Raw genomic sequence first — 25,006 nt, 5'->3', positions numbered from 1 at the left:
GCCTGCCTCGCCGTCACCCGCTGCACCGGCATCACCGTCTGGGGCATCCGCGACACCGACTCCTGGCGCGCCTCCGGCACCCCCCTCCTCTTCGACGGCAACGGCAACAAGAAAGCCGCCTACACCTCCACCCTCAACGCCCTCAACGCCGCCGGCACCACAGGCCCGACGACGACCACGACGACGCCGCCGAACAACACGAGCTGCGCCAACGGTTACGTCGCCCTGACCTACGACGACGGCCCGATCGCGGGCACCACGACCACGCTGCTCAACGCGCTGCGGTCGGCGGGGCTGCGGGCCACGTTCTTCAACCAGGGCAACAAGGTCACGTCGAACCAGGCCCTAACCCGCAGCCAGCGCGAGGCCGGCATGTGGGTGGAGAACCACAGCTGGTCGCACCCGCACATGACGCAGCTGAGCCAGGCCCAGATGCAGTCGGAGATCTCCCAGACCCAGCAGGCGATCCAGTCGGCGACGGGTGTCGCGCCCAAGCTGTTCCGCCCGCCGTACGGCGAGACCAACGCCACGCTCAAGTCGGTCGAGGCGCAGTACGGCCTGACCGAGGTGCTGTGGAACGTCGACTCGCAGGACTGGAACGGCGCGAGCACCGCCCAGATCGTGCAGGCCGCGTCCACGCTGCAGAACGGCGGCGTCATCCTGATGCACGACGGCTACCAGACGACGATCAACGCCGTGCCGCAGATCGCCGCGAACCTGGCGAGCCGCGGCCTGTGCGCGGGCATGATCTCGCCGTCGACCGGTCGGGCCGTCGCGCCGACGGACACCCCCGGCACCACCGACCCGACGACCACCACCACGACGCCCCAGCCGGGCGGCGGCTCCTGCACCGCGACCTACCGCACGAGCCAGCAGTGGTCCGACCGCTTCAACGGCGAGGTGACGATCCGGGCCGGTTCCTCGGCCATCACCAGCTGGACGGCCACCGTCACCGTCACCTCGCCGCAGAAGGTCTCGGCGACGTGGAGCGGCACGCCCAGCTGGGACTCCAGCGGCAACGTGATGACCATGAAGCCCAGCGGCAACGGCAACCTCGCCGCGGGCGCGAGCACCACGTTCGGCTTCACCGTGATGGCGAACGGCCAGTGGGCCGCGCCGACCGTCACCTGCCGGACCCCGTGACGCACGCCGGTGTGCCCCTCACAGCGACGTGAGGGGCACACCGGTGTGCTTTCCCGTGCTTCAGGTCCGAGCCTTCACGTGGGCGCGTTCGCCCTGCGGGCCGAACAGGATCAGCACTTCGACGGGCGCGGGGTCGGCGGTGCCGAGCCAGTGCGGGACGCGGGTGTCGAACTCGGCCGCCTCACCGGACTTGAGGACGATGTCCTGCTCCCCCAGCACGAGTCGCAGCCGTCCGTTGAGGACGTAGAGCCACTCGTGCCCGTCGTGCGTCTTCGGCTCGGGCACGGCGTCGTGCAGCGCCCCGGGGATGATCACCTTGAACGCCTGCGTGCCGCCCGGACGGCGGCTGAGCGCCATGAACGTCATGCCGTGGCGGCGGACCGGGCGGATGTGGATGCGCGGATCGCCGGTGGCCGGCGCCCCGACCAGCTCGTCGAGCGGCACGCCGTGCGCCCGGGCCAGCGGCAGCAGCAGCTCCAGGTTCGGCCGCCGTCGGCCGCTCTCCAGCCGTGACAGGGTGCTCTCCGAGATGCCGGTGGCCTCGGCCAGCTCGGCCAGCGTGACGCCGCGGGCGCGGCGCAGCGCCCGCAGCCGCGGCCCCACGGCGGTCAGCACCCGGTCCAAGTCGTCGTCCATCCCCACAGCTTGCCAAATCGGCAAGATCCTTTGCCACTCCGGCGACCCGCGGCCCATGGTCGAACCAGTTGTCGTCGGCAGTGAGGACCACCGATGGGTATCGACGTGCTGGCCCGGAAGAGCACGACCGCGTCACCGCACGCACGGGTGTTGCTGCTGTGCCTGATGCAATTGATGCTGGTGATCGACGCCAGCGTGGTGAACGTGGCGTTGCCGGAGATCAAGGCCGCCCTCGGCTTCTCCGCCGCCGGGCTCACCTGGGTGATCACCGCCTACGCCCTGGTCTTCGGCGGTCTGGTGCTGCTCAGCGGCAAGGTCGGCGCCATCATCGGCCCGCGCCGGGCGCTGCTGGTCGGCGCGTCGGTCTTCGTCGTCGCCTCGGTGCTCGGCGGGTTCGCGGCCACCCCGGCGATGCTCGTCGCCGCCCGCGTGCTGCAGGGCGTTGGTGCGGCCCTGGCCGCGCCGAGCACGCTCGTGCTGCTCATGTCCGTCACCACGCCCGGTCCCCAGCGATCACGGGCCATGTCCCTGTTCGTGATCGCCATCGGCGCCGGCGCCGCGCTCGGGCTCGTCCTCGGCGGCGTGCTCACCACCGCGTTCGGCTGGCAGGCGGTGATGTTCGTGAACGTCCCGGTCGGACTCCTGGTCATCGTCGGCGTGCGGCTGACGGTGCCGGAAACCGACCGGTCACCCGCCCGCCTCGACGTCGGCGGCGCGCTGGCCTCGACCGTCGGCATGTCCGCGCTGGTCTACGGCCTGATCACGGCGGCCTCGGCCGGCTGGTGGGACGGTCGGGCCCTGGGCTCGTTCGCCCTCGCCGGCGTGGCGCTGGTCGCGCTGGTGGCGATCGAGCGCCGGCACCCGAGCCCGGTCGTGCCGTTGGCCTTCTTCACCACCATGCGCTCCGCCGCGCCGTTCCTGGCGATGCTGCTGATCCCGGCGGGCCAGTTCGGCTTCCTCTACTTCGCCACCTTGTTCACCCAGGACGTCCTCGGCTTCACGCCCTGGCAGACGGGGGTGGCGATCCTGCCGTTCACCGTGGCCCTGGTCCTCGCCAACGTCCTGACCCCGCGCCTGGTGGCCCGGTTCGGGGAACGCCTGACCGGTGCGTCCGGGATGGTCGGTCTGACGCTCGGTCTGGTGTGGATGGCCCGGTTGGACACGACGAGCACGTTCGCGGACGGTCTGCTCGGGCCGTTCGTGGTGCTCGGGCTGGGCGCGGGGCTGACCATCGCGCCGCTCACCGCCGTGATCCTGCACCAGGCGCCCGCCGGGCACGTCGGCGCGGCCTCCGGCCTCAACCAGGGCATGCAGCAGTTGGGCGGCGCGTTCGGGCTGGCCGTGCTGACCACTGTGTCCGGTGCGGGCAACGCGGGCGGGATGACCGCGGCGCTGCTGGTCGCGGTCACGTTCCCACTGGTCGCGCTGGTCCTCTTCGCCACCTGGGCGCGTCGCACGAGCAGGTGAATCGGCTCTCGAAGTAAGCTGCCCGCGCTCTCTCGGAAAAAAGTTCGGCGGGTGTGTCGATCCGCGGCACGGCCCGTTCGACCTTGGGGTGACAGGGTCCGAGAGAGGGCCCGGACAACGGCCAGGGAGACAGAACCATGAAGTACATGCTGATCATGCGCGCCACCGACGAGGCCTACGCCCAGATGGGCGACATCGACTTCAACGAGATGTTGGAGACGATGGGCAAGTTCAACGACGAGCTGATCCGGGCGGGCGTGCTGGTCGCCGCGGAAGGGCTCGCCGAGGCCGAGGAGGGCGTGGTGGTCGACTACTCGTCCGAGCCGCCCGTCGTCACCGACGGCCCGTACGGCGAGACCAAGGAGCTGTTCAACGGCTTCTACATCCTCAACGTGGCGTCGAAGGAAGAGGCCGTCGAGTGGGCGAAGCGGTCGCCGATCAGCGGCGCGGGCTTCAAGACGGAGATCCGCCGGGTCTCCTCGATCGACGAGTTCCCGCAGGACAACGAGTGGATCCAGAAGGAGCGGGCGTGGCGGGAAGCCACCGGTCAGCTCTGAGCGGGTCGACGGCGGGCGACCCGACGGGTCGTGGCGCCGTCGCCGCCGTCTGGCGGATCGAGTCGGCGCGGATCGTCGGCGCGCTCGCGCGCTACACCGGCGATTTCGCGCTGGCCGAGGACCTCGCCCAGGAGGCGCTGGCCGAGGCGCTCGTGACGTGGCCCCGCGACGGCGTGCCCCACAACCCGGCGGGGTGGTTGCTCACCGTCGGGAGGCGGCGCGCGATCGACGCGTTCCGCCGGCGTTCCGCGCTGGACGAGAAGTACGCCGCCCTCGCGCACGACCTGGGCGAGGGCGGCGCCACCTCGGGCGGCGGGCCCGTCGACGCCGACGACGTGCCGTGGGACCCGGACCAGATCGACGACGACGTGCTGGCGCTGATGTTCATCTCGTGCCACCCCGTGCTGTCGCGGGAGGCTCGGGTCGCGTTGACGCTGCGCGTGGTCGGCGGTCTGACCAGCGACGAGATCGCCAAGGCGTGCCTGGTGCCCACCGCGACCGCGCAGGCCAGGATCACCAGGGCGAAGAAGGCCCTCGGCGCGGCCGGTGTGCCGTTCGAGGTGCCGACCGCCGAGGAGCGGACCAAGCGGCTCAACTCGGTGCTCAACGTGATCTACGTGATCTTCACCGAGGGTTCGACGGCCAGCTCCGGCGACGACCTGATCCGGTTCGACCTCGCGGGCGAGGCGCAGCGGCTCGCCCGCGTGCTGAGCCGGCTCGTGCCCGACCAGCCCGAGGTGTACGGCCTGCTCGCGTTGCTGGAGCTGACCGCGGCGCGCTTCCCCGCCCGCACCGGGCCGGACGGCGAGCCCGTGCTGCTGGAGCACCAGGACCGCCGCCGCTGGGACCGTGCCGCGATCCGGCGTGGACGTGCCGCGCTGGCCCGTGCCGAGCAGGTCGGCCGCGGCTTGGGCGCCTACGGCCTGCAGGCGGCCATCGCCGAGTGCCACGCCGTCGCGCCCTCGGTGGAGGAGACGAACTGGGAGCGGATCGTGCTGCTGTACGAGGCGCTCGGCCGGCTCGCGCCGTCACCGGTGGTCGACCTCAACCGGGCGGTGGCGGTGTCGATGGCCAGGGGACCGGCCGAGGCGCTGCCGATCGTGGACGGGCTGGCGGGCTCCGACGCGTTCGCGCACTCGCACCTGCTGCCGAGCGTGCGCGGTGAGCTGCTCGCCCGCCTGGGACGTGCGGACGAGGCGCGGGTCGAGTTCGAGCACGCGGTGCGGTTGTGCGGCAACGAACGCGAACGGGCGGTGCTGGTGCGCAAGCTCGGCGACCTCAGCGCATCTGGGTGAGGATCATCGTGTTCCACCAATAGCCGAGCTGGTCGAGGCGGTCCGGGTCGAGCGCCGTCGACGACCGCAGCTCGCCCGTGATCGAGGTCCGGGTGTCGACCCACCACAGCCGGCCGGCGCCGTCGGCCACGAAGCAGGTCACGTACTCGCCGGGTGCGGGCCCGTTCTCGGACCGGTAGTACAGGGAGTAGTGCGCCGGCTGGGTAAGGGGACGGCAGCCGCCCTGGCTGTCGTCGCGGGGGATCCCGTTGGCGTCGACCAGTGCCTTGAAGTGGGCGTCCTGCGCGGCGCGATCGGCGAACAGGTGGAACACGGCCTGGTCCGGTGGTGGGAAGCGGAAGTGCTCCGAGTTCGCCTTGGTGCACGTGACGGTCGCGGCCACTCCCCCGCTCGACAGGGTCGGCGCGCAGCTCGGGTTGCCCCGGTAGACGGAGGGCAGCCGTTCCAGCAGGACGGTCGCCTGCGGGTCGACGGTGGTGGTCGTCGTGGACGTCGTCGATGCGGTCGTCTTGGACGTCGACGCGGAGGTCTTGGCCGTCGTGGTCGTCGCAGTTGTCGTCGCCGTCGTGGTGGACTTCGCGAGCCGGCGATCGCCCAGCCAGTCCACCGCCCAGACCAGCACGACCGCGACCAGCACCAACGCCACCGCGCCGGCGACGATCGGCGCGACCGGCACCTTGCGGCCGGGCGTCCGCTGGGCCGGACCCGTCAGGGGTGTCGCCAGGTGTGGCGCGGAGGGTGATCCCGGGACGGGCGTAGGCGTGCCTTGAGCGGGGGTGAACGGGCCTGGGGCGGGTCGCGCGGGCGTGGCGTGGGCGGGTGCGCCGGGCAGCGGCGGGTGGCGGAGGCGTGTTCTGGGCAGGGGCGGGTGGTGGGGCCGGCCGGACCGGGGCGGGCGGTGCCGGCGGCGGGACGGCGAGGGCTTCGGCCGCCGCGGTCGCCAGGGCGCCGGCGGTCGGGAAGCGGTGGGCCGGGTCCTTGGCCATGCCGCGCCCGATCACGTCGTCCAACGCCCGCGGCACGGCCGGGTTGGTCGTCGACGCGGCCGGTGCCGGCTGTTGCAGGTGGGCCCAGAGCAGGGCGGCGGCGCTGTCCGCCTCGAACGGCCGGTTGCCGGTGACGCACGCGTACAGCACGCAGGCCAGGGCGTAGACGTCCGCGCGGCCGTCCACCTGTCCGTCCCCGAACCGCTCGGGCGCCAGGTAGTCCAGGGTGCCGATCACCGCGCCGGACGCGGTCAGGTGCGTGCCGGCGGGCAGGACGCTGCGGGCGATGCCGAAGTCCACCAGGTACACGAAGTCGTCCGGCGTGACGAGGACGTTCGACGGCTTGACGTCCCGGTGCACCAGGCCGTCCGCGTGCGCGGCGTCGAGCGCGCCGGCGACCTGGGCGACGAGCCGCACGGCCCGCGCCGGGTCGAGCGGACCGTCCGCGATGACCGCCGCCAGGTCACGCCCCTCCACCAGCCGCATGTCCAGGTAGAGCCGGCCGTCGATCTCGCCGTAGGAGTGGATCGGGATGACGTGCGGCTCGCGCAGCCGTGCCGCGATCCGCGACTCCCGCCGGAACCGGGCGCGGAACTCCTCGTCGTCGTTGTGCACGGCGGAGAGCCGTTTCAACGCCACCACGCGGTCGTGCGCCGTGTCGTAGGCCCGGTGCACGTCGCCCATGCCACCGCGCCCCAACAGCTCGCCGACCCGATAAGGCCCGAACTCCTCCGCCATGACTCCCCCGGCTCCGCCACGCCACCACTGCAGGACCGACGCGGATCGACGCCGAAGGGTTCCACGAGCGTGATCGGAGCCGCCGCCGCGGGTCGTCGGACGCTGTCCTGATCACGAACGCCAAGCCGCCACGGTGGCCGCGGCCCAGGCCTCGACGCGCTCCGGGAACCCGGCGGCGGGGAACGTGCCGTCCTCGGCGACGTCGCCGATGGTCACGGTGAAGGCCGTCGGCGGCGGGCCGAGCGGCGCGCCCGCCACGATTTCCGCGAGCCCGGCGCCGCGGTGCGAGTTGGCGCGGCGCATCCCTTCGGTGAACCGGGTCGCCGCGTCGAGACCACCGTCGAGGTAGGCGTGCAGCGTCGCCCACGGGCGGGCGCGGTCGTGCGCCGGCAGGCGGCTCGGGTGTTGGAGCAGGAAGCACGACACCGTGACGCCGTGCAACGGTCCCCACGGCGGGCGTCGGGAGTGGTCGAGCGCCAGCACGACGTGGAACAGCTCCTCGCACGAGAGCGGTCGCGCGGGCGCGCCGCACTCGGGGCAGCGTGTCATGGTCCCACCTCGCGGAACGACGGTCGGCAGCGCCGCCAACCTACGGACTCCACCCGCTGGAACGTCAAGCGCGGCCCGCGTCCGGTGAACACCACCCGTTCGCCGGAAACCAGCGGGCGTTGCGCTGAGTAACTTTCGAAGCACGGTCCCTGCGATTGATCGACCCACGAAAGGTGGAAGATCATGAACCGTGTTGTGACACGACTGGTCACGCTGGCGAGCGCGCTGGCCCTGTCGGTGATCACCGTCCCGGCGGCGCACTCGGCCGCCGCGCCCGGCTCCTACTGGACACCGGAACGGATGCGCGCCGCCGTTCCGCTCGACATCCGCACCGCGGCGCCGTCGGCACTGCGCTCCACCGTGCCGACCGGCGAACCCACCACCATCGCACCACTGGCCTTCCCCAACGGCGGCAGCGCGTGGTCCGGCGGCGGCGCCGTCGTGCGGACCGCGGGCCGGGTGTTCTTCACCTACCAGGGCCGCAACGCCTCGTGCAGCGGCAACGCCGTCACCAGCGCCAACAAGAGCACGGTCGTCACGGCCGGGCACTGCGTGAAGCTCGACGGCGCCTACCACACCAACGTCGCCTTCGTCCCCGCCTACGACAACGGGAACGCCCCGTACGGCACGTGGAACGCGCGTGCCACGTTCGCCACCCCGCAGTGGGACGCGAGCGAGGACATCAACTACGACATCGGCGCCATCGTCGTGGGGCAGCTGAACGGCCGGTCCCTCACCGACGTCGTCGGCGCGCAGGGCATCGCGTTCAACCTGCCGCGCGCCGACAACACCTACGCCTTCGGCTACCCGGCCGCGGCGCCCTACGACGGCACGAAGCTCGTCTACTGCAGCGGGCGGACGTTCAACGCCTTCCTCAGCGACGGCATCGGCATGACGTGCAACATGACCGGCGGCGCCAGCGGCGGCCCCTGGTTCCGCGCGTTCTCCGAGGCGACCGGCACCGGCACGGTCAACTCGGTGAATAGCTACAAGATCAACCTGTTCCCGAACTGGATGTTCGGCCCGTACTTCGGCGCCGACGCCCAGAACCTCTACGCCAAGGCGCAGGCCGCCTGACCGCGTGGTCGGCGGGTCGGGCCCCGTGCCCGGCCCGTCACCCGGCCCCTGTGGTGATCTTCATCCGGACGGGTGACAAACTTCGGGCCCACCGGAGTCCAGGGGGACGACCATGCTCTCGCAGGCCATGAACGTGCTGCACATGCACCAGAAGGTCACCTTGATGGTGAACCGCTACGAGATCTTCGCCGACAACGGCGGCGAGCCCGGTCCGCTCGTGGCGTTCGTCGAGCAGAAGCGGCTGGCGTTCAAGGAGCAGGTGACCGTCTACACCGACGCCACCAAGAACCAGGTGCTCGCGGGCTTCCGCGCGCGCAAGGTCATCGACCTCGGCAGCGGCTACGACGTGCTCGACGGCGCCGGTCAGCCCATCGGCCTGTTCCGCAAGGACTTCGGCAAGTCCCTGACCAACTCCACCTGGCACCTCGACCTGGCGAACGCGCCGACCGCCACGGGCCGCGAGCGCAACCAGGGCATCGCCATCCTGCGCCGCATCTGGGGCTTCCTGCCGCTGGTCAACAACGTGCCGTTCCCGTTCCGCTACCACTTCGACTTCGCCCGCGACGGTCAGCCGGTGTTCAGCGTGGACAAGAAGACGTGGGTCCGCGACCACTACCTGATCCAGATCGCCGACCCCCACATCGACCGCCGCGCGGTGATCGCGCAGGCCGTCGCCGTCGACGCCCTCCAGTCCCGGTAGGCCGCCCGACGACCGTTCAGGACGGTGGGACCAGCTCGATCAGGAACTCCTGGTCGGCCGCCGTGGAACAGCGGCCCTGGACCACTTCCGCGCCGTCGTCGGTGTCCTGGTCGCGCAGGCTGAGGCACTGGTCCGTGACGGCCGGACGGATGCGGAAGTGCCCCGCGGCCGGCGGGCCGAACTGCTCGATCCTGAACCGCTGGGCCGGATCGTCCTCGGCACAGTCCTCACGCGGTTCGACGAGGTCGCGGCCGGGTCCGTCGAGGAGCACGGTCAGGCACCCGACGCCGTGCTCCGGGTGGTGCCACTGGATCTGCACGACGTCCGCGCCCACCGGTTCGAGGAACACGCGCGGCAGGGTCGCGCCGGCGCACGGACGTTGGGCGGCGACCGCGGTCCCGTACCGGCCGGTCCGGTCGACGCCCTCGGTCACGCACAGGTCCGGCGTCCGGGCGGGGTGCACGCGCGCCCAACTGCCCACCGCCCGGAGGGGCAGGCCGGTCACCGGCAGCGCGGACGGCGGTGGCTCCACCGGGTCGATGAGGGCCGCGACGCCCAAGGCGGCGAGCGCGCCGAACGCCGCGGCGACGACCAGACCCACCACCCGTCGCCAACGGGGCGGTCCCGCCTGCTCCTGGTCGTCACGGCCCGGATCCGGCTCGGCCTGGTTCGGCGCGGACTCGTCCAGCGCGAGCCGCCGACGCGCCTCCAGCCACTGGCGGACGTCGTCCTCACCGAGGCCGCACGCGCGGGTGAAGGCGTCGACGAACCGTTCCCGGGGCAGGCCAGCGCGGCCCAACGTGGTCGCGATCGTGCTGGCGGGGAGCACGTCCTTGTTCGCGGTCGCCTTGCCCTCGAGCTGCCGGTAGGTCAGGCCGGACCACGTCCGCAACGCCCGCAGCGCCGCGACGAACTCCGCGGACGTGCCGGCTCGTCCCGGTTGCGGCGCCGCAGCCGAGTCGCCCCCACCCTCGCCCATGATCCCATCCTGGGCCACGACCGGTGATCATGGGGACCGCCGAACCAGGGACCGGTTCTACGCTGTTCGGCTGTGATCGGAACGGCCTGGGCGCTGTTCCGAAACGCTGCTCCGGAGCGAGCGCTCACCTCCCGCCCAGGGTGTGCTCGGGCGCGGAGAACACGGCGGTGACGCAGGGCGCGGTGCTCCGCCGGGTCAGGGCGAGCGGCGGGGCGGCGGCCAGGTGCCGCGCGGCCGCGGCCAGCCACCGGACCTCGAAGCTCGCGCCCACGCACGCGCCGGGCCCGATCGAGAACGGCAGGAAAGCCTGGTGGCGGCTCGGTGAACCGGCCCACCGGCCCGGGTCGAACACGTCCGCGTCCGCCCAGTACCGGGGATGCCGCTGCAACGCGTACGCGGGGACGACGACCTCGTCACCGCGCAACGCCTCCAGCGGCCCGATCCGGTGGTCGTGGAGCACCGGACGGCGGTGCTGCCACGCGGGCGGCCACAGCCGGAGCGTTTCGAGTGCGACGTGCTCGGGTGACGCCTCCTCCACAGCGCCGGCCCGCCGTCGTGCCGCGACCAGGTCACCGGACTGCCGCACGCAGATCAACCAGGTGAGCGCCGCCGCGGACGCGCCGACGAACGCGGTCACCGCACGCAGGTACACCTCGCCCCGGACGTCCGCCTCCACCTCCGGGAAGTCCGGCGCCGCACCGTCCGCCAACGCCGCACCGGCCCGCGCGGCCAGGCGCAGGAACGTGTCCTTGTCCGGGAACCGGCGCGAACCGGTCATCATCGCGTGGAACACGTCGTCCAGGAACTCGGTGACGGTCCCGCGCAGGGCGCCGTCCCGGTCGAGCCCCAACGGCCGCCGGGTCGCCTCGGCCACCGCGTGCAGGCAGGCCCGGTGGAGGTCGCCGCGCGACGCCGCCACCGCGTCCACGGCGACCGCGGCCATCGCGTCGGGATCCTCGGCCGCCAGGCCGGCGTGCACCCACCGGTTCAGCGCGGCGCACACCGGCGGTGGCAGCGGGACACCGCCCGGCCGCCAGAACGCGGGCACGTGCTCCAACCGCCGGTCCGCGTCGACCAGCACCTGCCTGGCCAACCCGGGCTCGCAGACCACCACGCTGCCAGCGAGCGTGCGGAAGACGGGCTTCCGCACGCACCGCCGGTGCAGCTTCAGCATCCCCCGCCAGTTCATCCGGCGGATCGGGCCGAACGACATCCGTCAGTAGTAGCTGTAGCCGACCGGCGCCCACGCCAGGCGGCGCACTCCCCGTTCCATCCCCAACCGGCGCATCAACGGCCTCATCAAGCGCTTCACGCGGTGTCCTCCCGTCACCCACCACCGATCGGGCTCGATCGGCTCCCCGCTCCAGGCAACCCGCGGCGTCGGCGTCCCGTCAACAACCGGCGCGCCGCCGGACTGTTCGGAACGCGTCGAGCCGTGTTCCGAACACGTGCGAACAAGCCCGTACAGCCGCTTCGGTTGCACTAGTGCACAGCGGGGCACTGGCCGTCGCCGCACCAGGTCGGGCCGATCCCGAACCTACGGTTCTCGCATGAAGTACCTGGAGGGGCCTTTCGCCCCGGTCACCGAGGAAATCACCGCGCACGACCTCCCCGTCACCGGGCGGATCCCGGCCGAGCTCGACGGCCGCTACCTGCGCAACGGACCCAACCCGCTGGGCGTCGAAGACCCCGCCGTGCACCTGTGGGGCATGGGCCAGGGCATGGTGCACGGCGTGCGGCTGCGGGACGGCCGGGCCGAGTGGTACCGCAACCGCTTCGTGCGCGCACCGGGGTTCGCGCCCATGGTGCACGTGATCGAGCACGCCCGGCGGACGTTCGCCCTGGCCGAGGGCGGCCTGCCGCCCGCCGAGCTGGACGCGGAGCTGAACACGGTCGGCGTGTGCGCCCTCGGCGCGACCGCGGAGGGCTTCACGGCGGGCGCGCACTCGAAGCACGACCCGCGCACCGGTGAGCTGCACTCGCTGTCGTACATGCCGGGCCACGAGTTCGTCCAGCACATCGTGGTCGACGCCGGCGGGAGCGTCGTCCGGGCCACCACCGTCCCGCTGACGCGGACGCCGTTCCTGCACGACTTCGCGCTCACCGAGAACCACGTGGTCCTCTGGGACACGCCGATCGGCTTCGACGGGTTCGAGTGCCGCTGGCTCCCGGAGCACCCGACCAGGGTCGGCGTGATGCGGCGGACCGGCGGCGACGTGCGCTGGCTGGACCTCGACCCGGTCCACGTCAGCCACACACTCAACGCCTACGACGACGGTGACGCGGTCGTGGTCGACGTCGTCACGGCCGAGGGCCCGTTCGACCCGGCCGACCCCGGCGCGGTCCGGCCCGCGCTGGACCGCTGGACGATCACCCCGGACCGGGTCGACCAGCGCCGCCTCGACGACCGGCCGCAGGACTTCCCGCGCGTCAACGACTCCCGCGCCACCCGCCCGCACCGGTACGGCTACTCCGCCGCCACCGCCCTGTACGGCATCCCGTTCACGCCCGAGGGCACGCCGTCCGACGACGCCTTCACCAACGCCCTGGTCAAGCACGACCTCGACCGCGGCACGTCCGAGGTGCACGGCTTCGGCAGGCACGAGGCGGTCGGCGAGGCCGTGTTCGCCGCCACCGGCCAGGGCGAGGACGACGGGTACCTGCTCACCTACGTCCACAACCCGGTGCGGGACGCGAGCGACCTGGTGATCCTCTCCGCCCAGGACTTCACCGGCGAACCCGTCGCCCGCGTGCACCTCCCCGTCCGGGTGCCGCTCGGCCTGCACGGCAACTGGCTGCCCGACCGCTGAGCCCTGGCACCATGACGCCGTGACCGACCCGCAGCCGCCATACCTCCGGATCGTCGCCGATGTCGAACGCCGCATCGCCGACGGTGAGCTGCGGCCCGGCGACCCCGTGCCCACCACCAGGACGATCATGCGCGAGTGGGGCGTCGCCATGGCCACGGCCACCAAGGCGCTGGCCGCGCTCAAGCAGGCGGGCGCGATCGAGTCGACGTCCCGCGTCGGCGCCGTGGTCGCCCGTCGCAGGCTGCCGTCGCGGTCGGCGGGCGGGCTCGATCGCGACCACGTCGTCCGGGTGGCCCTGGGCATCGCCGACGCCGACGGCCTGGCCGCGCTGTCCCTCCGGGCGGTCGCGGCCAGGCTCGGCGTCGCCACCATGACCCTGCAGCGGCACCTCGACACCGACCTCACCCAGCTGATCGCCGACGCCGCGTTCGCCGGGATCGACTACCCGCAACCACCGCCGGGATGGCGCGCCCACCTGCGGGTGGCCGCCCGGCTCCAGTGGGCGACCTACCTGCGCCACCCCTGGCTGCCGCCGCTGGTGTCGATCACCCGGCCGGCCACGCTGCCCGGTCTGCTGGCGTACGGGCGGTGGACGTCGCGCGCCCTCGACGGCCTCGACCTCGACCCGGGCACCCGCCTGCACGTCTACGCCACGGTGGTCAACTACGTGCGCGGGACGGCGGTGAACATCGAGAGCGAGGCCCGCGCCGAACTGGACACGGGGATGACCAGCAGGCAGTGGGGCGCGGCCCGCCTCGCCGTCGACGGTCCGCTGATCGCCCAGGTCGCCCAACCGGGCGCGGCACTGGACCTGGAGTCGCTGTTCGCGTTCGGCCTCGAACGCCTCCTCGACGGCCTGACCACGGTCGTCACGCCCCGCAAGATCCACCGCTGAGGCGCCGGAACCGGTCGCGGTGATCGAACCTGGCCTACATTGAGCCCATGAGTGGCGACGCACCGCTGTCCGCGGCCGAGAAGACGCTGAGCGTCCTGGAAGCGCTCGCCGACCACTCGCGCATCGCCGACATCGCCGACGCCTCCGGCCTGCCCAAGCCGACCGTGCACCGGATCCTGCAGACCCTCGTCCGACGCGGTTTCGCGCGGGCCGACGGGCGGGGCGGCTACCTCGGCGGCCCGCGCATCCTCAGCCTCGCCGGCCGGTTCCTCCAACGCCTGGACGTCGCCGAGCACGTCCGGCCGACGCTGCGCGACCTGCAGGAGCGGACCGGGTGGACGGTCCACTTCGCGCTGCTGTCCGGCGACGAGGCGGTGTACGTGGCGAAGGTGGAGGGCGCGCGGCCCTACCACCTGGCCTCCCGCGTGGGCATGAGCCTGCGCCTGCACTGCACGTCCATCGGCAAGGCGATCCTGGCCGCCCTGCCTGACGACGAGGTCCGGGCCCTGGCCCGGCGCACGGGCCTGCCCGCCCGCACCGAGCGCACCATCACCGACGTGCGTGCCCTGCTCACCGAGCTGGCCGCGGTCCGCGAACGCGGTTACGCCGAGGACCACGAGGAGAACGAGGCGGGCGTGCGGGCGGTCGGCGCGGCCGTGCTCAACCACACCGGCGAGGTGGTCGGCGGCCTGTCGGCGGCGTCGCTGGTCGACCTCGCGGACGCGCCGCGCGACCTGCCGCAGCTCGTCGTGCGCGCCGCCGCCGAGGTGTCGCGCGCGTTGGGCGCCGACTGAACCGAATCACCCTGTGACCCGCTTCACAAGGCGGGTCCGGCCATGTCACGGTGGTGCCATGGCGATGGAACCACGTTCCGTCAGGCGGAACGCATGAAGGTCACCTCGAGCGAACTCGTGAAGCTCGCGGTCCGCATCCTGCTCGACGCCGGGACGAACCTGGTGGACGCGAAGGCGGTCGCGGGCTCGCTGGTGGAGTCGAACCTGACCGGCCACGACTCGCACGGCGTGCGCCGGCTCGTCGACTACGTCGCGCGCATCCGCGACGGCCGGATCGACCCGCGCGCCCGCCCCGGCGTCGACCACCCGCGACCCGGCACGGTCGTGGTGCGCGGCAACCGCGCGCTCGGCCGGGTCGCCGCCGGTGTGGCGACCCGCGAGCTGCGCGCCCTGACCCGCACGCACGGCAGCGGCGTCGCGGTGATCCAGGACTGCAACCACGTCGGCAGGCTGGGCGAGTACGTCGGCTTCCTGGCCGAGCACGACCTGGTCGCGCTCGCGTTCGGCAACGCCGACCCCACGGTCGCGCCCTACGGCGGCCGGGAACGGCGGCTGGGCACCAACCCGCTCGCCTGGGCCGCGCCCCGTGCGGCGGACCGTCCGCCGATCGTGGTCGACTGGGCCACGTCCGGCGTGGCCGAGGGCAAGCTGGCGGTGGCCCGCGACCGCGGCGAACGCGTGCCCGAGGGGCTGGTGCTGGACGCGGACGGCCGACCCACCACCGACCCCGGCGACTTCTACGCGGGCGGTGCGCTGCTGCCGTTCGGCGGGCACAAGGGCTACGGCCTGAGCGTGCTGATCGAGGTGGTCGGCGGCCTGCTCACCGGCATGGGCATCGGCAGCCTCCCCGGCTACCGCGGCGGGTTCGGCACCGTGCTGGTGGCCGTCGACATCGGCTCGCTCACCCCGGTCGAGCGGTTCCGCGAGCAGGCGGAGCTGTTCTGCCGCGAGCTGGCCGGCACCCCGCCCGCCAAGGGCAGCGGCGAGGTGCTGGTGCCGGGCGAGCCGGAGGCCCGCACCCGCCGCGCCCGGTCGCGCGACGGCATCCCGATGACCGAGGAGACCTGGCGCGAACTGCACGGCCTGCTCAAGGCAAAGGAGGCAACGACATGACCGGAGCCGCCGACCGCACCGCGGCCGAGGACGCGGTGCGCGAAGAACCGTCCGGCGGCGGGCAGCTGCGCCGCGTCGTCGGCGCGTCCGTCGTGGGCACCGCGTTGGAGTGGTACGACTTCTTCATCTACGGCTTCGCCGTGACGCTGGTGTTCAACGAGCTGTTCTTCGTCACCGAGGACCCGGCGACGGGCGTGATCGTGGGGTTCGCCACCTTCGGCGTGGGCTTCGCGGTCCGGCCGCTGGGCGGGTTCGTGTTCGGCCACCTCGGCGACCGGATCGGCCGCCGCTCGACCCTGGTGATCACCACCCTGGTCATGGGCGTCTCCACCGGGTTGATCGGCCTGCTGCCGACCTACGACACCATCGGCGTCGCCGCGCCGATCCTGCTGACCGTGCTGCGGATGTGCCAGGGCCTCGGCGCGGGCGCGGAGTTCGGCGGGGCGTCCACGCTGCTGGCCGAGCACGCGCCGGCGCGCAGGCGCGGGTTCTTCACGTCGTTCGCGCAGACCGGGGTCCAGCTCGGCCTGCTGTCGGGGACGCTGGTGTTCCTGCTGGTCGAGACGCTGCCCCGGCAGACCGTGCTGGACTGGGCGTGGCGCATCCCCTTCCTGTTCAGCTTCGCGCTGATCGCGGTCGCGCTGTACGTGCGGCTGCGGGTCGCCGAGTCGCCGGTGTTCCAGCGCATGGCCCGGCAGCGGACCACGGTGAAGCTGCCCGTGTTCGACGCGCTGCGCCGGTACCCGCGCAACTTCCTGATCGGCATCGGCGCGCACATCTGCGACACCGCGATCGTCTACATCTACGCCACCTACAGCCTCGCCTACATCACCAAGTCGCTGGCGCTGCCGCGCTGGGTCGGGCTGACCGGGGTGGTGGCGTTCGGCGTGGTCGTGATCGTGCTGCAACCCGTGTACGGCGCGTTGTCCGACCGGATCGGGCGGCGACCGCTCAACCTGTTCAGCGTGGTGTTCACGGCGGCGTTCGCGTTCCCGTTCTTCCTGCTGCTCGACACGCGCGAGCCGGTGCTGATCTGGGTGGCGCTGGTGGTGGCGACGGCGTTCGGCCTGGCGCCGATGATCGCGGTGCAGCCCGCGTTCTACGCCGAGCTGTTCGGCGCGCGCGTCCGCTACACCGGGTTCGCCGCGTCCCGCGAGATCGGCGCGGCGCTGGCCGGTTTCTCGCCGCTGGTGGCCGCCGCGCTCGTGGCGCAGGCGGGCGGGAAGGGCTGGCCGGTGGCGCTGTGGATGATCGGCACGGCGGTTGTGTCGTTCGTGGCGTTCCTGCTGTCCGCGGAGGGCAAGGACGTCGACATCACCGCCGCCGACACCGCGGGGGTGGCGCCGAGGTGACCCGGCCCCGCCTGTCGGCGGCCCGGCTGCCCGGGTGGCTGGCGGCCGACCTGCCGAGCGCGCCGGTCGGCATCGTCCACATCGGACTCGGCGCGTTCCACCGGGCGCACCAGGCGGTGCTGACCCAGGAGGCGATGCGGGTCGAGCCCGGGCCGTGGGGCATCTGCGCCGTGGCGCAGCGCAACGGGCGGCTGGTCGACGCGCTGGTCGAGCAGGACCACCTGTTCACGGTCACCGAGCGGAGCGCCGCGGACGACCGGCTGCGCGTGGTCGGGAGCGTGCGCGAGGTGCTGCTGGCGGCGCAGCAGCCGGAGCGGCTGGCGACCGTGCTGTCCGAACCGGACACCCGGGTGGTCACGCTGACCGTCACCGAGGCCGGCTACCGGCACGACCCGGTCACCGGGCGGTTGCGCGCCGACGACCCGGACGTGGCGGCCGACCTCGCGGGCGGGCCGCCGCGCACCCCGGTCGGGCAGGTGGTCGCCGGCCTGCGCCGCCGCCGCGACCGCGGGCACCCCGGGCTGACCGTCGTCTCGTGCGACAACCTGCCCGACAACGGCCCGCTGGTCGCGCGCCTGGTGCGCGAGTTCTGCGCCCACCGCGGCGAGGACGACCTCGCCGAGTGGGTCGATGAGCACGTGCGGTTCCCGTCCAGCGTGGTGGACCAGATCGTGCCCGCGACCACGGACGCCGACTTCGCCCGCGTGGCCGACGTCCTCGGCCTGGAGGACCGCGCCGCGGTGGTCGGCGAACCGCACCGCCGGTGGGTGGTGGAGGACGACTTCGCCGCCGGGCGTCCGGCCTGGGACCGCGTCGGCGCCGAGGTGGTGGCCGACATCGCGCCGCACCAGGCCGCGAAGCTGCGGCTGGTCAACGGCACGCACACGGCGCTGGCCCACCTCGGCCTGCTGGCCGGCTGCACGAGCACCGCCGACGCCCTGGCCCGCCCCGAGTTCGCGCGCTTCGCCGAACGCCTGCTGCGCGGCGAGACCGGACCGTCGCTGCGCCGGTTCGGCCGGTGCCCGGACGAGCGGGAGGTCGAGGCGTTGCTGACCCGGCTGGCCAACCCGCGGATCATCCACCGGCTGGACCAGATCGCCGCCGACGCGCTGCGCAAGCTGCCCCAGCGCCTGCTCGACCCGGCGGTCGACCTGCTGGTCGCGGGCGGCGAGCCGCGCCTGATCTGCCTGGCCGTCGCCGGTTTCCTGCACCAGCAGGACTTCCCGGTGCTCACCCTGCCGCTGCCGCTGCGCGAGTCGCGCGTGTTCCGCGAGCTGCTGGCCGACGCGGTGCGCCGGATCGACCGGGACGGGGTGGCCGCCACCCTGCGCGGGATCGGGAGGAGCTGACGTGGACCTGCGCGACACCGTCGCCGTGGTGACCGGCGGCGGCACCGGGATCGGCCGGGCCACCGCGCTGGCGCTGGCCCGATCGGGCTGCCGGGCCGTCGTGGTGACCTATTCGCGGTCCACCGCCGACGCCGAGTCCGCCGTGGCCGAGCTGACCGCGGCCGGGTGCGAGGCGGTGGCCGAACGCGTCGACGTGGCCGACGACGGCCAGGTGCGCTCGGCCGCCGACAGGGTGCGCGCCCGGTTCGGCCGGGTCGACGTGCTGGTCAACAACGCGGGCACGACGCGCGCCGTGCCGCACGCGGACCTCGACGCCCTCACCGACGACGTGGTCCACCACGTGCTCGACGTCAACGTGGTCGGCCCGCTCCGCGTCACGCGCGCGTTCGCCGACGACCTGCGCGCGGCCCGTGGCGCGGTGGTCAACGTCGCGTCCATCTCCGGCTACCGGGCGGGCGGGTCGTCCATCGCGTACGGCGTGAGCAAGGCGGCGCTGCTGCAGCTGACCCGCAACCTCGCCGTGGCCCTCGCGCCGGACGTGCGGGTCAACGCCGTCGCACCGGGCACCGTGACCACCCGCTGGCAGACGTCGCTGCACGGCGAGGCGGGGTTCGCCGAACGCGCGGAAGCCGAACGGCGGACCGTGCCGCTGCACCGCACCGCGGACCCCGCACACGTGGCGCAGGCCGTGCTGGGACTCCTGGCGATGGACCTGGTCACCGGCGAGGCGGTCGTCGTCGACGGCGGCAAGCACGTCGTGTACTAGCGCGACTAACGCCGGCACACCCGCCACCGACGCGCCCGAGACGACGGCTGGAGCAGCCCTGACCAGCGCTAACGGGCCTCGCGCTCGGCCGCCTCGGCGAGGCGCTTGATGGTCGCCAGCCGCCGGTCCCAGTCGGCGGCCAGCGAGGCCATCCACCGCGCGGTCACGTCCAGCCCCGCGGGTCGCACGGAGTAGCGGACCTCGCGCCCGACCCGGCCGCCGGACACGAGCCCGGCGGCGTCCAGGACGGCGAGGTGCTTGACGACCGCCTGCCGTGAGACGGGCAGCTGCTCGGCGAGCTTCGTCGCGGTGGTCTCCCCGTGCGCGGCGAGCAGGTCGAGCAGCGCGCGCCGCGTCGGGTCGACCAACGCGGCGAGCACGCTGTCGACCTCGTTGGTGACATCACGACGTTGGTCTGTCACGCTTCCCGTGCCCGCATTCCGTCATGCCTCTTCGACGCGCTTCTCGACCACGTCGAACACGGAGGTCCAGCCGCCGGCGTCGGGCACCTGCCGGGGCCCGCTCAGCCCCGCGAACCCGCTCTCCACGACACGCAGGCGCGTCTTCCCGCCGGGGAACGCGCTCGTCCACCGGTAGGCCACGTACGTCTGCGGCCGGACCTTCTCCACGCGCACCCGGACGTCACCGAGGTTCGGGCTCTTCGTGAGCACCGACTCACCCTCCGCCGCCGCGGCACGCGCGGTTCCCGCCTCGTCCTCAGGCATCCTACGATCGGTCATCTCGGACATATGATCGCACGCGGGGCCGCGCCGGACTCGTCTACAGGGCGTAGACCTGACCCGTCTGCGCGCCTTCGACCGACCGCACGTAGGCCCGGGCGACCTTGGCCAGGTCGACGGCCTCCATGCCGGGGAAGAAGTCGCCGTAGGCGTCGAGGCTCTCGGTGAACACGGTCGGGCTGACGGCGTTGACGCGCTGCGGCGCGATCTCGATCGCCGCCGCCCGCACGAACGCCTCCACCGCGCCGTTCGCCATGGACGCCGCGCTGCCGGTCGGCACGGGCTCGCGCGCCAGCACGCCGGTGATCAGCGTGAACGACCCCCGTTCCGCGATCCGGCCGACGCCCTGCCGGACGAGTTCGAGCTGGCTCAGCACCTTCCCCCGGAACGCGTCCAGATAGTCCTGCGCGGTCATCTCGGTGACCGGCTTCCACGGCACGTCGCCCGCCGCGCTCACGACCGCGTCGACCCGGCCGACCCGCTCGTACAGCTCGGTGATCTGCGCCGGGTCGGTGAAGTCGTGGCGCAGGTCGCCGCTGGAACGCCCGACCGTGACGACCTCGTGGCCGCGTCCGGTGAGCGTGGTGTGGACCGCCGTGCCGAGCGTGCCGCCGGCACCGATGAGAACAATCTTCATGGCGACCACGCTAGAGCCGATCCACACCGTCCGTGAAATGCCGATTGCGCAGCACTTATGCTCTGCGGTTATGAATGTGGAGTTGCGGCACCTGCGGGCGTTCGCGGCGATCGGCAACGAGGGCACGATCACCGGTGCCGCGACCGTCCTGCACGTCAGCCAGCCCGCGCTGTCCCGCACGTTGGAGCAGCTGGAGAGCAGGCTCGGCGCCCGGCTGGTCGAGCGCACCACCCGCAGCCTGGCCCTGACCGAGGCGGGCGAGCGGCTGCTGGCGCACGCCAACCGCATCCTCACCCAGGTGGATGACGCGCTGGCCGAGGTGAAGGCCGGGCCGCGTCCGCTGCGCGTCGGGTTCGCCTGGGCCGCGCTCGGCAGGCACACGGTGCCGTTGCTGCGTGGTTGGCGGCGTGCCCGGCCCGACGAGGAACTGCGGGTGATGCGGCCGGACGACCCCGAGGGCGCGCTGCGGCGGGGCGAGATCGACGTGGCGTTCGTGCGCTCGCCGGCGACACCCGACCGCGAGCTGGCGTCCGCGGACCTCTACCTCGAACCACGCGTGGCCGCCGTGTCCGAAGATCACCCGTTCGCGCGAGCCCTCGCGGTCCGGCTGGGCGACCTCACCGAGCGACCCATCGCGATCTGCGCCACCGCCACCAGCACCAGCGTCGAGCTGTGGCCCGCCGACCACCGCCCCGACGCGCTCGACGTCGCCAACGCCGACGAGTGGCTCACCGCGATCACCACCGGTGACGCCGTCGGGGTCACCACCGAGGCCACCGCGCACAGCCACCCGCACCCCGGCGTGCGCTACGTGCCGATCACCGACGCCGAACCCGTGGCGGTGCGGGTGGTCTGGCCCCGGCACGCGACCCATCACGCCACCGAGGCATTCCGCGAGCACGCGCGCGTGCTGCTCCGGGAAGCGTCCCGCACCGAGGGCTGACCCGCACGGGCCTCGACGCGGCGGCCATACTGGACCGACCAGTACATTCCGGAGGACCCGTGCTCACCAAGAAGGGCGCCGCGACCCGGCAGCGGATCGTCGAGGCGATGGCCGCGGAGATCCGCGAGCGCGGCATCAACGCGGTCACCCTGGAGGACGTCGGGCAGCGCAGCGGCACCGGCAAGAGCCAGCTGTTCCACTACTTCCCCGACGGCAAGGAGCAGTTGCTGCTGGCGGTGGCCCAGTGGGAGGCCGACCGGGTGATCGAGGACCAGCAGCCGCACCTCGGGCAGCTCACGTCGTGGGCGGCGTGGCGGCGGTGGCGTGACGTGGTGGTCGACCGCTACCGCCGGCAGGGCGTGCACTGCCCGTTGGGCGTGCTGATCACCGAGGTCGGCAGGCACACGCCGGCCGCGCAGGCGGTCACCCGGCAGTTGCTCGCCCAGTGGCAGCACGAGGTCCAGGTCGGCATCGAGCAGATGCAGGACAGCGGCCGGGTCAGCCGCCGCGTCGACCCGCGACGCACGGCGGGGGCCGTGATCGCGGCGATCCAGGGCGGCGTGACGATCCTCATGTCGACCGGCTCCGCCGAACACCTGGAAGCCGCCCTGGACCTCTGCCTCGACCACCTGCGCGACTACCGCTGAACCCAGTTGCGCACGACGGGGTGGTAGCCGGCCGGCTTGCCACCGACCTTGACGTCCGGGCTGACCAGCCACTCCTGGTAGTCCGGGGTGAACATCCGGTAGACCGACGCGGGCGGCACGGCACTGGCCCGGTCCAGCTCGGCGCGCAGTTCCGCGGGCAGCTCGAAGTCCAGCGCCGCCACCGAAGCGCCGAGTTGGTCCGCGCTGCTCGCGCCGACGATGGCCGCGCCGATCCCCGGCTGGGTCGCGACCCAGTTGAGCGCGACCTGGGCCATCGTCACGCCCAGCTCGTCCGCCACGGTCTCCACCACCTTGAGCAGCGCCCACTGCCGATCGGTCCACGAGGACTCCCCGCCGGCGAGCCTGCCCGCGCCGGTCAGGCCGGCGTCGGAGTGGCGGTACTTGCCGGTGAGGAAGCCGCCGCCGAGCGGGCTCCACGCCGTGACGCCCAGGCCCAGCTCCTGTCCCACCGGGACGTGTTCCACCTCGACGGTCCGGTCGATGAGGGAGTAGGGCAGCTGCAGGCTGATCATGGGCGTGAGCGACTGCGCCTCGGCCAGGGTCTGCGCCCGTGCGGCGTACCAGGCGGGCACGTCGGACAGGCCCGCGTGCCGGATCTTGCCCGCCCTGGCGAGGTCGTCGAACGTGCGCAGCACCTCTTCGACCGGCGTGACGCGGTCCCACGTGTGCAGCAGGAACAGGTCGACGTAGTCGGTGCCCAGGCGTCGCAGGGACGCCTCCAGCGCGCGGATCATGTGCTTGCGGCCGTTGCCGCCGGCGTTCGGGTCGCCGGGGTCGACGCTGTTGGTGAACTTGGTGGTGAGCACCACCCGGTCGCGCACGCCCGCCTCGGCGACGAGGTTGCCGAGGATCGTCTCGCTCTCGCCCCCGGTGTAGAAGTCCGCGGTGTCGATGAAGTTGCCGCCCGCCTCCAGGTAACGCCGGAAGATCGGCCGCGCCTCGTCCTCGGTCTTGCCGTACGCGGCGTGGAAACCGCCGGTGCCGAAGTTCATCGTGCCCAGCGCGAGCCGGCTGACGCGAAGGCCGGAGCGGCCCAGCAGGAAGTAGTCGTCGAGTGTCATGCGGCCCACGATGCAGCGCCAAAAATGGACCCGCAAGTACAGAAATCGATGACGTACACGCATGACGTCGTCCGACGGTCGCCGGGGACCTCACCGCGTTCCTAGTGTCGGTCCGGGCACCGCGGCGAAGTCCGAGCGCCGCGGTGCCCGACGCGCGAATCTCCCCAGAACGCAGAGGAAACCGATGTCCGAAGTCACGTACACCGCAGTCGCCACCTCCACCGCGGAAGGCCGCAACGGGGGCCGTGCGACCTCCGACGACGGCGTGCTCGACGTCGCCCTCGCCGTGCCGAAGGAGTTCGGCGGGGCAGGCGGGGCGACGAACCCCGAGCAGTTGTTCGCCGCCGGCTGGGCGTCCTGCTTCGTCGGCGCGGTCCGCCGGGTCGCGGCGGAGAAGAAGGTCCGCCCGACGGACCTCGCCGTCGTCGCGGAGATCACCCTGCACCACGACACCGTCGCGAGCGAGTTCAAGCTCAGCGCGGTGCTCCGCCTGACGGCGTCGGGCGTCGACCAGGCGACCGCCGAGGCGCTGGTCGACGGCGCGCACCACGTGTGCCCGTACTCGAAGGCGACCCGCGGCAACATCGAGGTCACCCTCACCGCCGCCGCCGTCTGACCGTCCGCAGTGGACGCACGCGCCCGACGTCGGGCGCGTGCGCCTGCGGTCAGAGGCGGTCGGCGTCGATGACCGCCTGGGTGAACGGCTGCGGCGCCTCCTGCGGGACGTTGTGCCCGATGCCCTCGAAGACCCGGTGGTCGTACCGGCCGGTGAACTTGTCGCGGTAGGACGCGCCGTCCGCCGCCGCGCCGTCGAAGTCGCTGCCGATCGTGATCGCGGGCACGGCGATGGCCGGCGCGGTGGCGAGTTGCCGCTCGTAGCGGTCGTACCGGGCCTCACCGGGCGCCAGGCTCAGCCGCCAGCGGTAGTTGTGGATCACGATGTCGACGTGGTCGGGGTTCTCGAAGGCCGCCGCGCTGCGGGCGTACGTGGCGTCGTCGAAGTCCCACCGCGGCGACGCCTCCCGCCAGATCAGCTTGTTGAAGTCGTGCCGGTTCCGGCGGTAGCCGACGACACCGCGCTCGGTGGCGAAGTAGTACTGGTACCACCAGTTCCGCTCGGCCGCGGGCGGCAGGGGTTCCAGGTTCTTCTTCAGGTTCGTGACGAGGTAACCGCTCACCGAGACGATCGCCTTGCACCGCCGCGGCCAGAGGGCGGCGACCACGGCGACGGTCCGCGCGCCCCAGTCGAACCCGCCGAGCACCGCCTGGTCGATCCGCAGCGCGTCCATGAACGCGATGACGTCGAGCGCCACCGCCGACTGCTGGCCGTTGCGGACCGCGTGCGGCGACAGGAACGTCGTCTCGCCGTAGCCGCGGAGGAACGGCACGAGCACGTGGTAGCCCTCGGCGGCCAGCAGCGGCGCGACGTCGACGTAGCTGTGCGCGTCGTACGGCCAGCCGTGCAGCAGCACCACGGCCTGGCCGGTGCGCGGGCCGAACTCGGCGTAGGCGATGTCGAGCACGCCGGCCCGGACGTGCTTGATCCGGCCGAGCGAGGTGTTGCCGCCGGTCCGGGCCCCCTGCGCGGCGGCCGTCGGTGTGCTGACCGCGGGCAACGACGTCGCCACCGCGCCCGCCGCGACCGCCCGGGTGAACGCTCTCCTGCTGATCATCTCCAGCTCCCTGTGCCTCTGCCCTTGAACGGCAGCGACGCTAGGTGCGGGGTGCCGGCCGCCGCGACCGTCGGGTGA

General features: G+C 73.0%; 26 protein-coding genes and 1 pseudogene. 16 read left to right on the top strand and 11 right to left on the bottom strand.

The window, feature by feature from the left end:
• Nucleotides 1-1,143: polysaccharide deacetylase family protein (locus ADK67_RS55575; protein ID WP_231648669.1), on the top strand; the 1,143-nt coding region annotated here is incomplete at its 5' end.
• Nucleotides 1,144-1,203: 60 nt separating this feature from the next.
• On the opposite strand, the gene ADK67_RS44360 is transcribed toward ADK67_RS55575, so the two are convergent.
• A complete protein-coding gene (locus ADK67_RS44360) occupies nucleotides 1,204-1,779 on the bottom strand; it encodes a helix-turn-helix domain-containing protein (RefSeq protein WP_053722629.1) in 576 nt (191 codons plus the stop codon).
• Between the two features lie 93 nt (nucleotides 1,780-1,872).
• Between ADK67_RS44360 and ADK67_RS44355 the strand changes: the two genes are divergently transcribed.
• The 3 genes from ADK67_RS44355 to ADK67_RS44345 all read left to right on the top strand — a co-directional run bounded on the left by ADK67_RS44355 (nucleotide 1,873) and on the right by ADK67_RS44345 (nucleotide 5,098).
• Nucleotides 1,873-3,246 (top strand): MFS transporter, encoded by a 1,374-nt coding sequence (locus ADK67_RS44355; RefSeq protein ID WP_053722628.1) that lies wholly within the window; start codon nucleotides 1,873-1,875, stop codon nucleotides 3,244-3,246.
• Between the two features lie 137 nt (nucleotides 3,247-3,383).
• Nucleotides 3,384-3,803, top strand: coding sequence for a YciI family protein (locus tag ADK67_RS44350; protein WP_053722627.1), 420 nt, complete (start codon nucleotides 3,384-3,386; stop codon nucleotides 3,801-3,803).
• A complete protein-coding gene (locus tag ADK67_RS44345) occupies nucleotides 3,800-5,098 on the top strand; it encodes an RNA polymerase sigma factor (RefSeq protein WP_197289918.1) in 1,299 nt (432 codons plus the stop codon). The genes ADK67_RS44350 and ADK67_RS44345 overlap by 4 nt, the downstream gene beginning before the upstream one ends.
• Here ADK67_RS44345 and ADK67_RS54410 read toward each other — a convergent pair.
• From ADK67_RS54410 to ADK67_RS44335, 3 genes and pseudogenes are all read right to left on the bottom strand, one after another.
• Nucleotides 5,082-5,774 carry a hypothetical protein gene (locus ADK67_RS54410; RefSeq protein WP_231648668.1) on the bottom strand — a complete coding sequence of 231 codons (693 nt, stop codon included), beginning with the start codon at nucleotides 5,772-5,774 and terminating at the stop codon, nucleotides 5,082-5,084. The two genes, ADK67_RS44345 and ADK67_RS54410, sit on opposite strands and share 17 nt — an antisense overlap.
• A gap of 337 nt (nucleotides 5,775-6,111) precedes the next feature.
• Nucleotides 6,112-6,768, bottom strand: a pseudogene (locus ADK67_RS54405) (serine/threonine-protein kinase); the annotation flags it as partial.
• Nucleotides 6,769-6,933: 165 nt separating this feature from the next.
• The gene (locus ADK67_RS44335) at nucleotides 6,934-7,371 is read right to left on the bottom strand and encodes a DUF5946 family protein (RefSeq protein ID WP_053722625.1); all 438 of its coding nucleotides are present in this window, start codon (nucleotides 7,369-7,371) and stop codon (nucleotides 6,934-6,936) included.
• 183 nt (nucleotides 7,372-7,554) lie between these two features.
• Between ADK67_RS44335 and ADK67_RS44330 the strand changes: the two genes are divergently transcribed.
• Nucleotides 7,555-8,448 (top strand): trypsin-like serine peptidase, encoded by an 894-nt coding sequence (locus ADK67_RS44330; protein ID WP_053722624.1) that lies wholly within the window; start codon nucleotides 7,555-7,557, stop codon nucleotides 8,446-8,448.
• Nucleotides 8,449-8,560: 112 nt separating this feature from the next.
• A complete protein-coding gene (locus ADK67_RS44325) occupies nucleotides 8,561-9,148 on the top strand; it encodes a hypothetical protein (protein WP_053722623.1) in 588 nt (195 codons plus the stop codon).
• Nucleotides 9,149-9,164: 16 nt separating this feature from the next.
• On the opposite strand, the gene ADK67_RS44320 is transcribed toward ADK67_RS44325, so the two are convergent.
• Both ADK67_RS44320 and ADK67_RS54950 read right to left on the bottom strand, forming a co-directional pair.
• Nucleotides 9,165-10,127: an XRE family transcriptional regulator gene (locus ADK67_RS44320; RefSeq protein ID WP_053722622.1), complete on the bottom strand. Its 963-nt coding sequence runs from the start codon at nucleotides 10,125-10,127 to the stop codon at nucleotides 9,165-9,167.
• Nucleotides 10,128-10,251: 124 nt separating this feature from the next.
• A complete protein-coding gene (locus tag ADK67_RS54950) occupies nucleotides 10,252-11,340 on the bottom strand; it encodes a cytochrome P450 (protein ID WP_053722621.1) in 1,089 nt (362 codons plus the stop codon).
• 337 nt (nucleotides 11,341-11,677) lie between these two features.
• Between ADK67_RS54950 and ADK67_RS44310 the strand changes: the two genes are divergently transcribed.
• The 7 genes from ADK67_RS44310 to ADK67_RS44280 all read left to right on the top strand — a co-directional run bounded on the left by ADK67_RS44310 (nucleotide 11,678) and on the right by ADK67_RS44280 (nucleotide 19,206).
• Nucleotides 11,678-12,937 (top strand): carotenoid oxygenase family protein, encoded by a 1,260-nt coding sequence (locus tag ADK67_RS44310; protein WP_053722620.1) that lies wholly within the window; start codon nucleotides 11,678-11,680, stop codon nucleotides 12,935-12,937.
• 19 nt (nucleotides 12,938-12,956) lie between these two features.
• Nucleotides 12,957-13,832: a GntR family transcriptional regulator gene (locus tag ADK67_RS44305; RefSeq protein ID WP_053722619.1), complete on the top strand. Its 876-nt coding sequence runs from the start codon at nucleotides 12,957-12,959 to the stop codon at nucleotides 13,830-13,832.
• 47 nt (nucleotides 13,833-13,879) lie between these two features.
• Nucleotides 13,880-14,626, top strand: a complete 747-nt coding sequence (locus ADK67_RS44300) for an IclR family transcriptional regulator (protein ID WP_053722618.1) — start codon at nucleotides 13,880-13,882, stop codon at nucleotides 14,624-14,626.
• Nucleotides 14,627-14,719: 93 nt separating this feature from the next.
• Nucleotides 14,720-15,739 carry an Ldh family oxidoreductase gene (locus tag ADK67_RS44295; RefSeq protein WP_053722617.1) on the top strand — a complete coding sequence of 340 codons (1,020 nt, stop codon included), beginning with the start codon at nucleotides 14,720-14,722 and terminating at the stop codon, nucleotides 15,737-15,739.
• Nucleotides 15,736-17,091 carry an MFS transporter gene (locus ADK67_RS44290; protein WP_053722616.1) on the top strand — a complete coding sequence of 452 codons (1,356 nt, stop codon included), beginning with the start codon at nucleotides 15,736-15,738 and terminating at the stop codon, nucleotides 17,089-17,091. Before ADK67_RS44295 ends, ADK67_RS44290 begins: the two co-directional genes overlap by 4 nt.
• Nucleotides 17,088-18,440: a mannitol dehydrogenase family protein gene (locus tag ADK67_RS53175; protein ID WP_053722615.1), complete on the top strand. Its 1,353-nt coding sequence runs from the start codon at nucleotides 17,088-17,090 to the stop codon at nucleotides 18,438-18,440. The genes ADK67_RS44290 and ADK67_RS53175 overlap by 4 nt, the downstream gene beginning before the upstream one ends.
• Before the next feature lies 1 nt (nucleotide 18,441).
• Entirely contained in the window at nucleotides 18,442-19,206 is a 765-nt protein-coding gene (locus tag ADK67_RS44280; protein ID WP_053722614.1) for an SDR family NAD(P)-dependent oxidoreductase, read from the top strand.
• A 68-nt stretch (nucleotides 19,207-19,274) separates the two neighbouring features.
• On the opposite strand, the gene ADK67_RS44275 is transcribed toward ADK67_RS44280, so the two are convergent.
• The 3 genes from ADK67_RS44275 to ADK67_RS44265 are packed head-to-tail and all read right to left on the bottom strand — an operon-like array spanning nucleotide 19,275 to nucleotide 20,583.
• On the bottom strand, nucleotides 19,275-19,628 hold the full coding sequence (locus tag ADK67_RS44275) for an ArsR/SmtB family transcription factor (RefSeq protein ID WP_053722613.1): 354 nt from the start codon (nucleotides 19,626-19,628) through the stop codon (nucleotides 19,275-19,277).
• A 21-nt stretch (nucleotides 19,629-19,649) separates the two neighbouring features.
• The gene (locus ADK67_RS53170; protein ID WP_053722612.1) at nucleotides 19,650-19,931 is read right to left on the bottom strand and encodes a hypothetical protein; all 282 of its coding nucleotides are present in this window, start codon (nucleotides 19,929-19,931) and stop codon (nucleotides 19,650-19,652) included.
• Between the two features lie 55 nt (nucleotides 19,932-19,986).
• Nucleotides 19,987-20,583 carry a short chain dehydrogenase gene (locus tag ADK67_RS44265; protein WP_053722632.1) on the bottom strand — a complete coding sequence of 199 codons (597 nt, stop codon included), beginning with the start codon at nucleotides 20,581-20,583 and terminating at the stop codon, nucleotides 19,987-19,989.
• Nucleotides 20,584-20,653: 70 nt separating this feature from the next.
• Here ADK67_RS44265 and ADK67_RS44260 point away from each other — a divergent pair, with 70 nt between their 5' ends.
• Nucleotides 20,654-21,526, top strand: a complete 873-nt coding sequence (locus ADK67_RS44260) for a LysR family transcriptional regulator (protein WP_053722611.1) — start codon at nucleotides 20,654-20,656, stop codon at nucleotides 21,524-21,526.
• Nucleotides 21,527-21,585: 59 nt separating this feature from the next.
• The gene (locus tag ADK67_RS44255; protein WP_053722610.1) at nucleotides 21,586-22,173 is read left to right on the top strand and encodes a TetR/AcrR family transcriptional regulator; all 588 of its coding nucleotides are present in this window, start codon (nucleotides 21,586-21,588) and stop codon (nucleotides 22,171-22,173) included.
• On the opposite strand, the gene ADK67_RS44250 is transcribed toward ADK67_RS44255, so the two are convergent.
• Nucleotides 22,164-23,255: an aldo/keto reductase gene (locus tag ADK67_RS44250; protein ID WP_053722609.1), complete on the bottom strand. Its 1,092-nt coding sequence runs from the start codon at nucleotides 23,253-23,255 to the stop codon at nucleotides 22,164-22,166. The two genes, ADK67_RS44255 and ADK67_RS44250, sit on opposite strands and share 10 nt — an antisense overlap.
• A 184-nt stretch (nucleotides 23,256-23,439) precedes the next feature.
• On the opposite strand from ADK67_RS44250, the gene ADK67_RS44245 reads away from it, so the two are divergent.
• Complete coding sequence (locus ADK67_RS44245; protein ID WP_053722608.1) at nucleotides 23,440-23,871, top strand: organic hydroperoxide resistance protein; 432 nt, start codon at nucleotides 23,440-23,442, stop codon at nucleotides 23,869-23,871.
• A gap of 49 nt (nucleotides 23,872-23,920) precedes the next feature.
• Here the strand turns inward: ADK67_RS44245 and ADK67_RS44240 are convergent, their stop codons facing one another.
• A complete protein-coding gene (locus tag ADK67_RS44240) occupies nucleotides 23,921-24,928 on the bottom strand; it encodes an alpha/beta fold hydrolase (protein ID WP_053722607.1) in 1,008 nt (335 codons plus the stop codon).
• Nucleotides 24,929-25,006 lie beyond the last annotated feature (78 nt).

Source organism: Saccharothrix sp. NRRL B-16348 (genome assembly GCF_001280085.1).
Lineage (GTDB): Bacteria > Actinomycetota > Actinomycetes > Mycobacteriales > Pseudonocardiaceae > Actinosynnema.
Note: the sequence above shows the minus strand (reverse complement) of the source record. Positions and strands in the feature narration are given on the sequence as shown.

What these genes read in the sequence shown, in the direction of transcription:
- ADK67_RS44325 (WP_053722623.1), top strand. Translation starts at nt 8,561, where the DNA reads ATGCTCTCGCAGGCCATGAACGTGCTGCACATGCACCAGAAGGTCACC.
- ADK67_RS44240 (WP_053722607.1), bottom strand. Translation starts at nt 24,928, where the DNA reads ATGATCAGCAGGAGAGCGTTCACCCGGGCGGTCGCGGCGGGCGCGGTG.
- ADK67_RS44290 (WP_053722616.1), top strand. Translation starts at nt 15,736, where the DNA reads ATGACCGGAGCCGCCGACCGCACCGCGGCCGAGGACGCGGTGCGCGAA.
- ADK67_RS44260 (WP_053722611.1), top strand. Translation starts at nt 20,654, where the DNA reads ATGAATGTGGAGTTGCGGCACCTGCGGGCGTTCGCGGCGATCGGCAAC.
- ADK67_RS44355 (WP_053722628.1), top strand. Translation starts at nt 1,873, where the DNA reads ATGGGTATCGACGTGCTGGCCCGGAAGAGCACGACCGCGTCACCGCAC.
- ADK67_RS44310 (WP_053722620.1), top strand. Translation starts at nt 11,678, where the DNA reads ATGAAGTACCTGGAGGGGCCTTTCGCCCCGGTCACCGAGGAAATCACC.
- ADK67_RS44295 (WP_053722617.1), top strand. Translation starts at nt 14,720, where the DNA reads ATGAAGGTCACCTCGAGCGAACTCGTGAAGCTCGCGGTCCGCATCCTG.
- ADK67_RS44320 (WP_053722622.1), bottom strand. Translation starts at nt 10,127, where the DNA reads ATGGGCGAGGGTGGGGGCGACTCGGCTGCGGCGCCGCAACCGGGACGA.
- ADK67_RS44245 (WP_053722608.1), top strand. Translation starts at nt 23,440, where the DNA reads ATGTCCGAAGTCACGTACACCGCAGTCGCCACCTCCACCGCGGAAGGC.
- ADK67_RS53170 (WP_053722612.1), bottom strand. Translation starts at nt 19,931, where the DNA reads ATGCCTGAGGACGAGGCGGGAACCGCGCGTGCCGCGGCGGCGGAGGGT.
- ADK67_RS44335 (WP_053722625.1), bottom strand. Translation starts at nt 7,371, where the DNA reads ATGACACGCTGCCCCGAGTGCGGCGCGCCCGCGCGACCGCTCTCGTGC.
- ADK67_RS44300 (WP_053722618.1), top strand. Translation starts at nt 13,880, where the DNA reads ATGAGTGGCGACGCACCGCTGTCCGCGGCCGAGAAGACGCTGAGCGTC.
- ADK67_RS44250 (WP_053722609.1), bottom strand. Translation starts at nt 23,255, where the DNA reads ATGACACTCGACGACTACTTCCTGCTGGGCCGCTCCGGCCTTCGCGTC.
- ADK67_RS44265 (WP_053722632.1), bottom strand. Translation starts at nt 20,583, where the DNA reads ATGAAGATTGTTCTCATCGGTGCCGGCGGCACGCTCGGCACGGCGGTC.
- ADK67_RS44360 (WP_053722629.1), bottom strand. Translation starts at nt 1,779, where the DNA reads ATGGACGACGACTTGGACCGGGTGCTGACCGCCGTGGGGCCGCGGCTG.
- ADK67_RS44350 (WP_053722627.1), top strand. Translation starts at nt 3,384, where the DNA reads ATGAAGTACATGCTGATCATGCGCGCCACCGACGAGGCCTACGCCCAG.
- ADK67_RS54950 (WP_053722621.1), bottom strand. Translation starts at nt 11,340, where the DNA reads ATGTCGTTCGGCCCGATCCGCCGGATGAACTGGCGGGGGATGCTGAAG.
- ADK67_RS44330 (WP_053722624.1), top strand. Translation starts at nt 7,555, where the DNA reads ATGAACCGTGTTGTGACACGACTGGTCACGCTGGCGAGCGCGCTGGCC.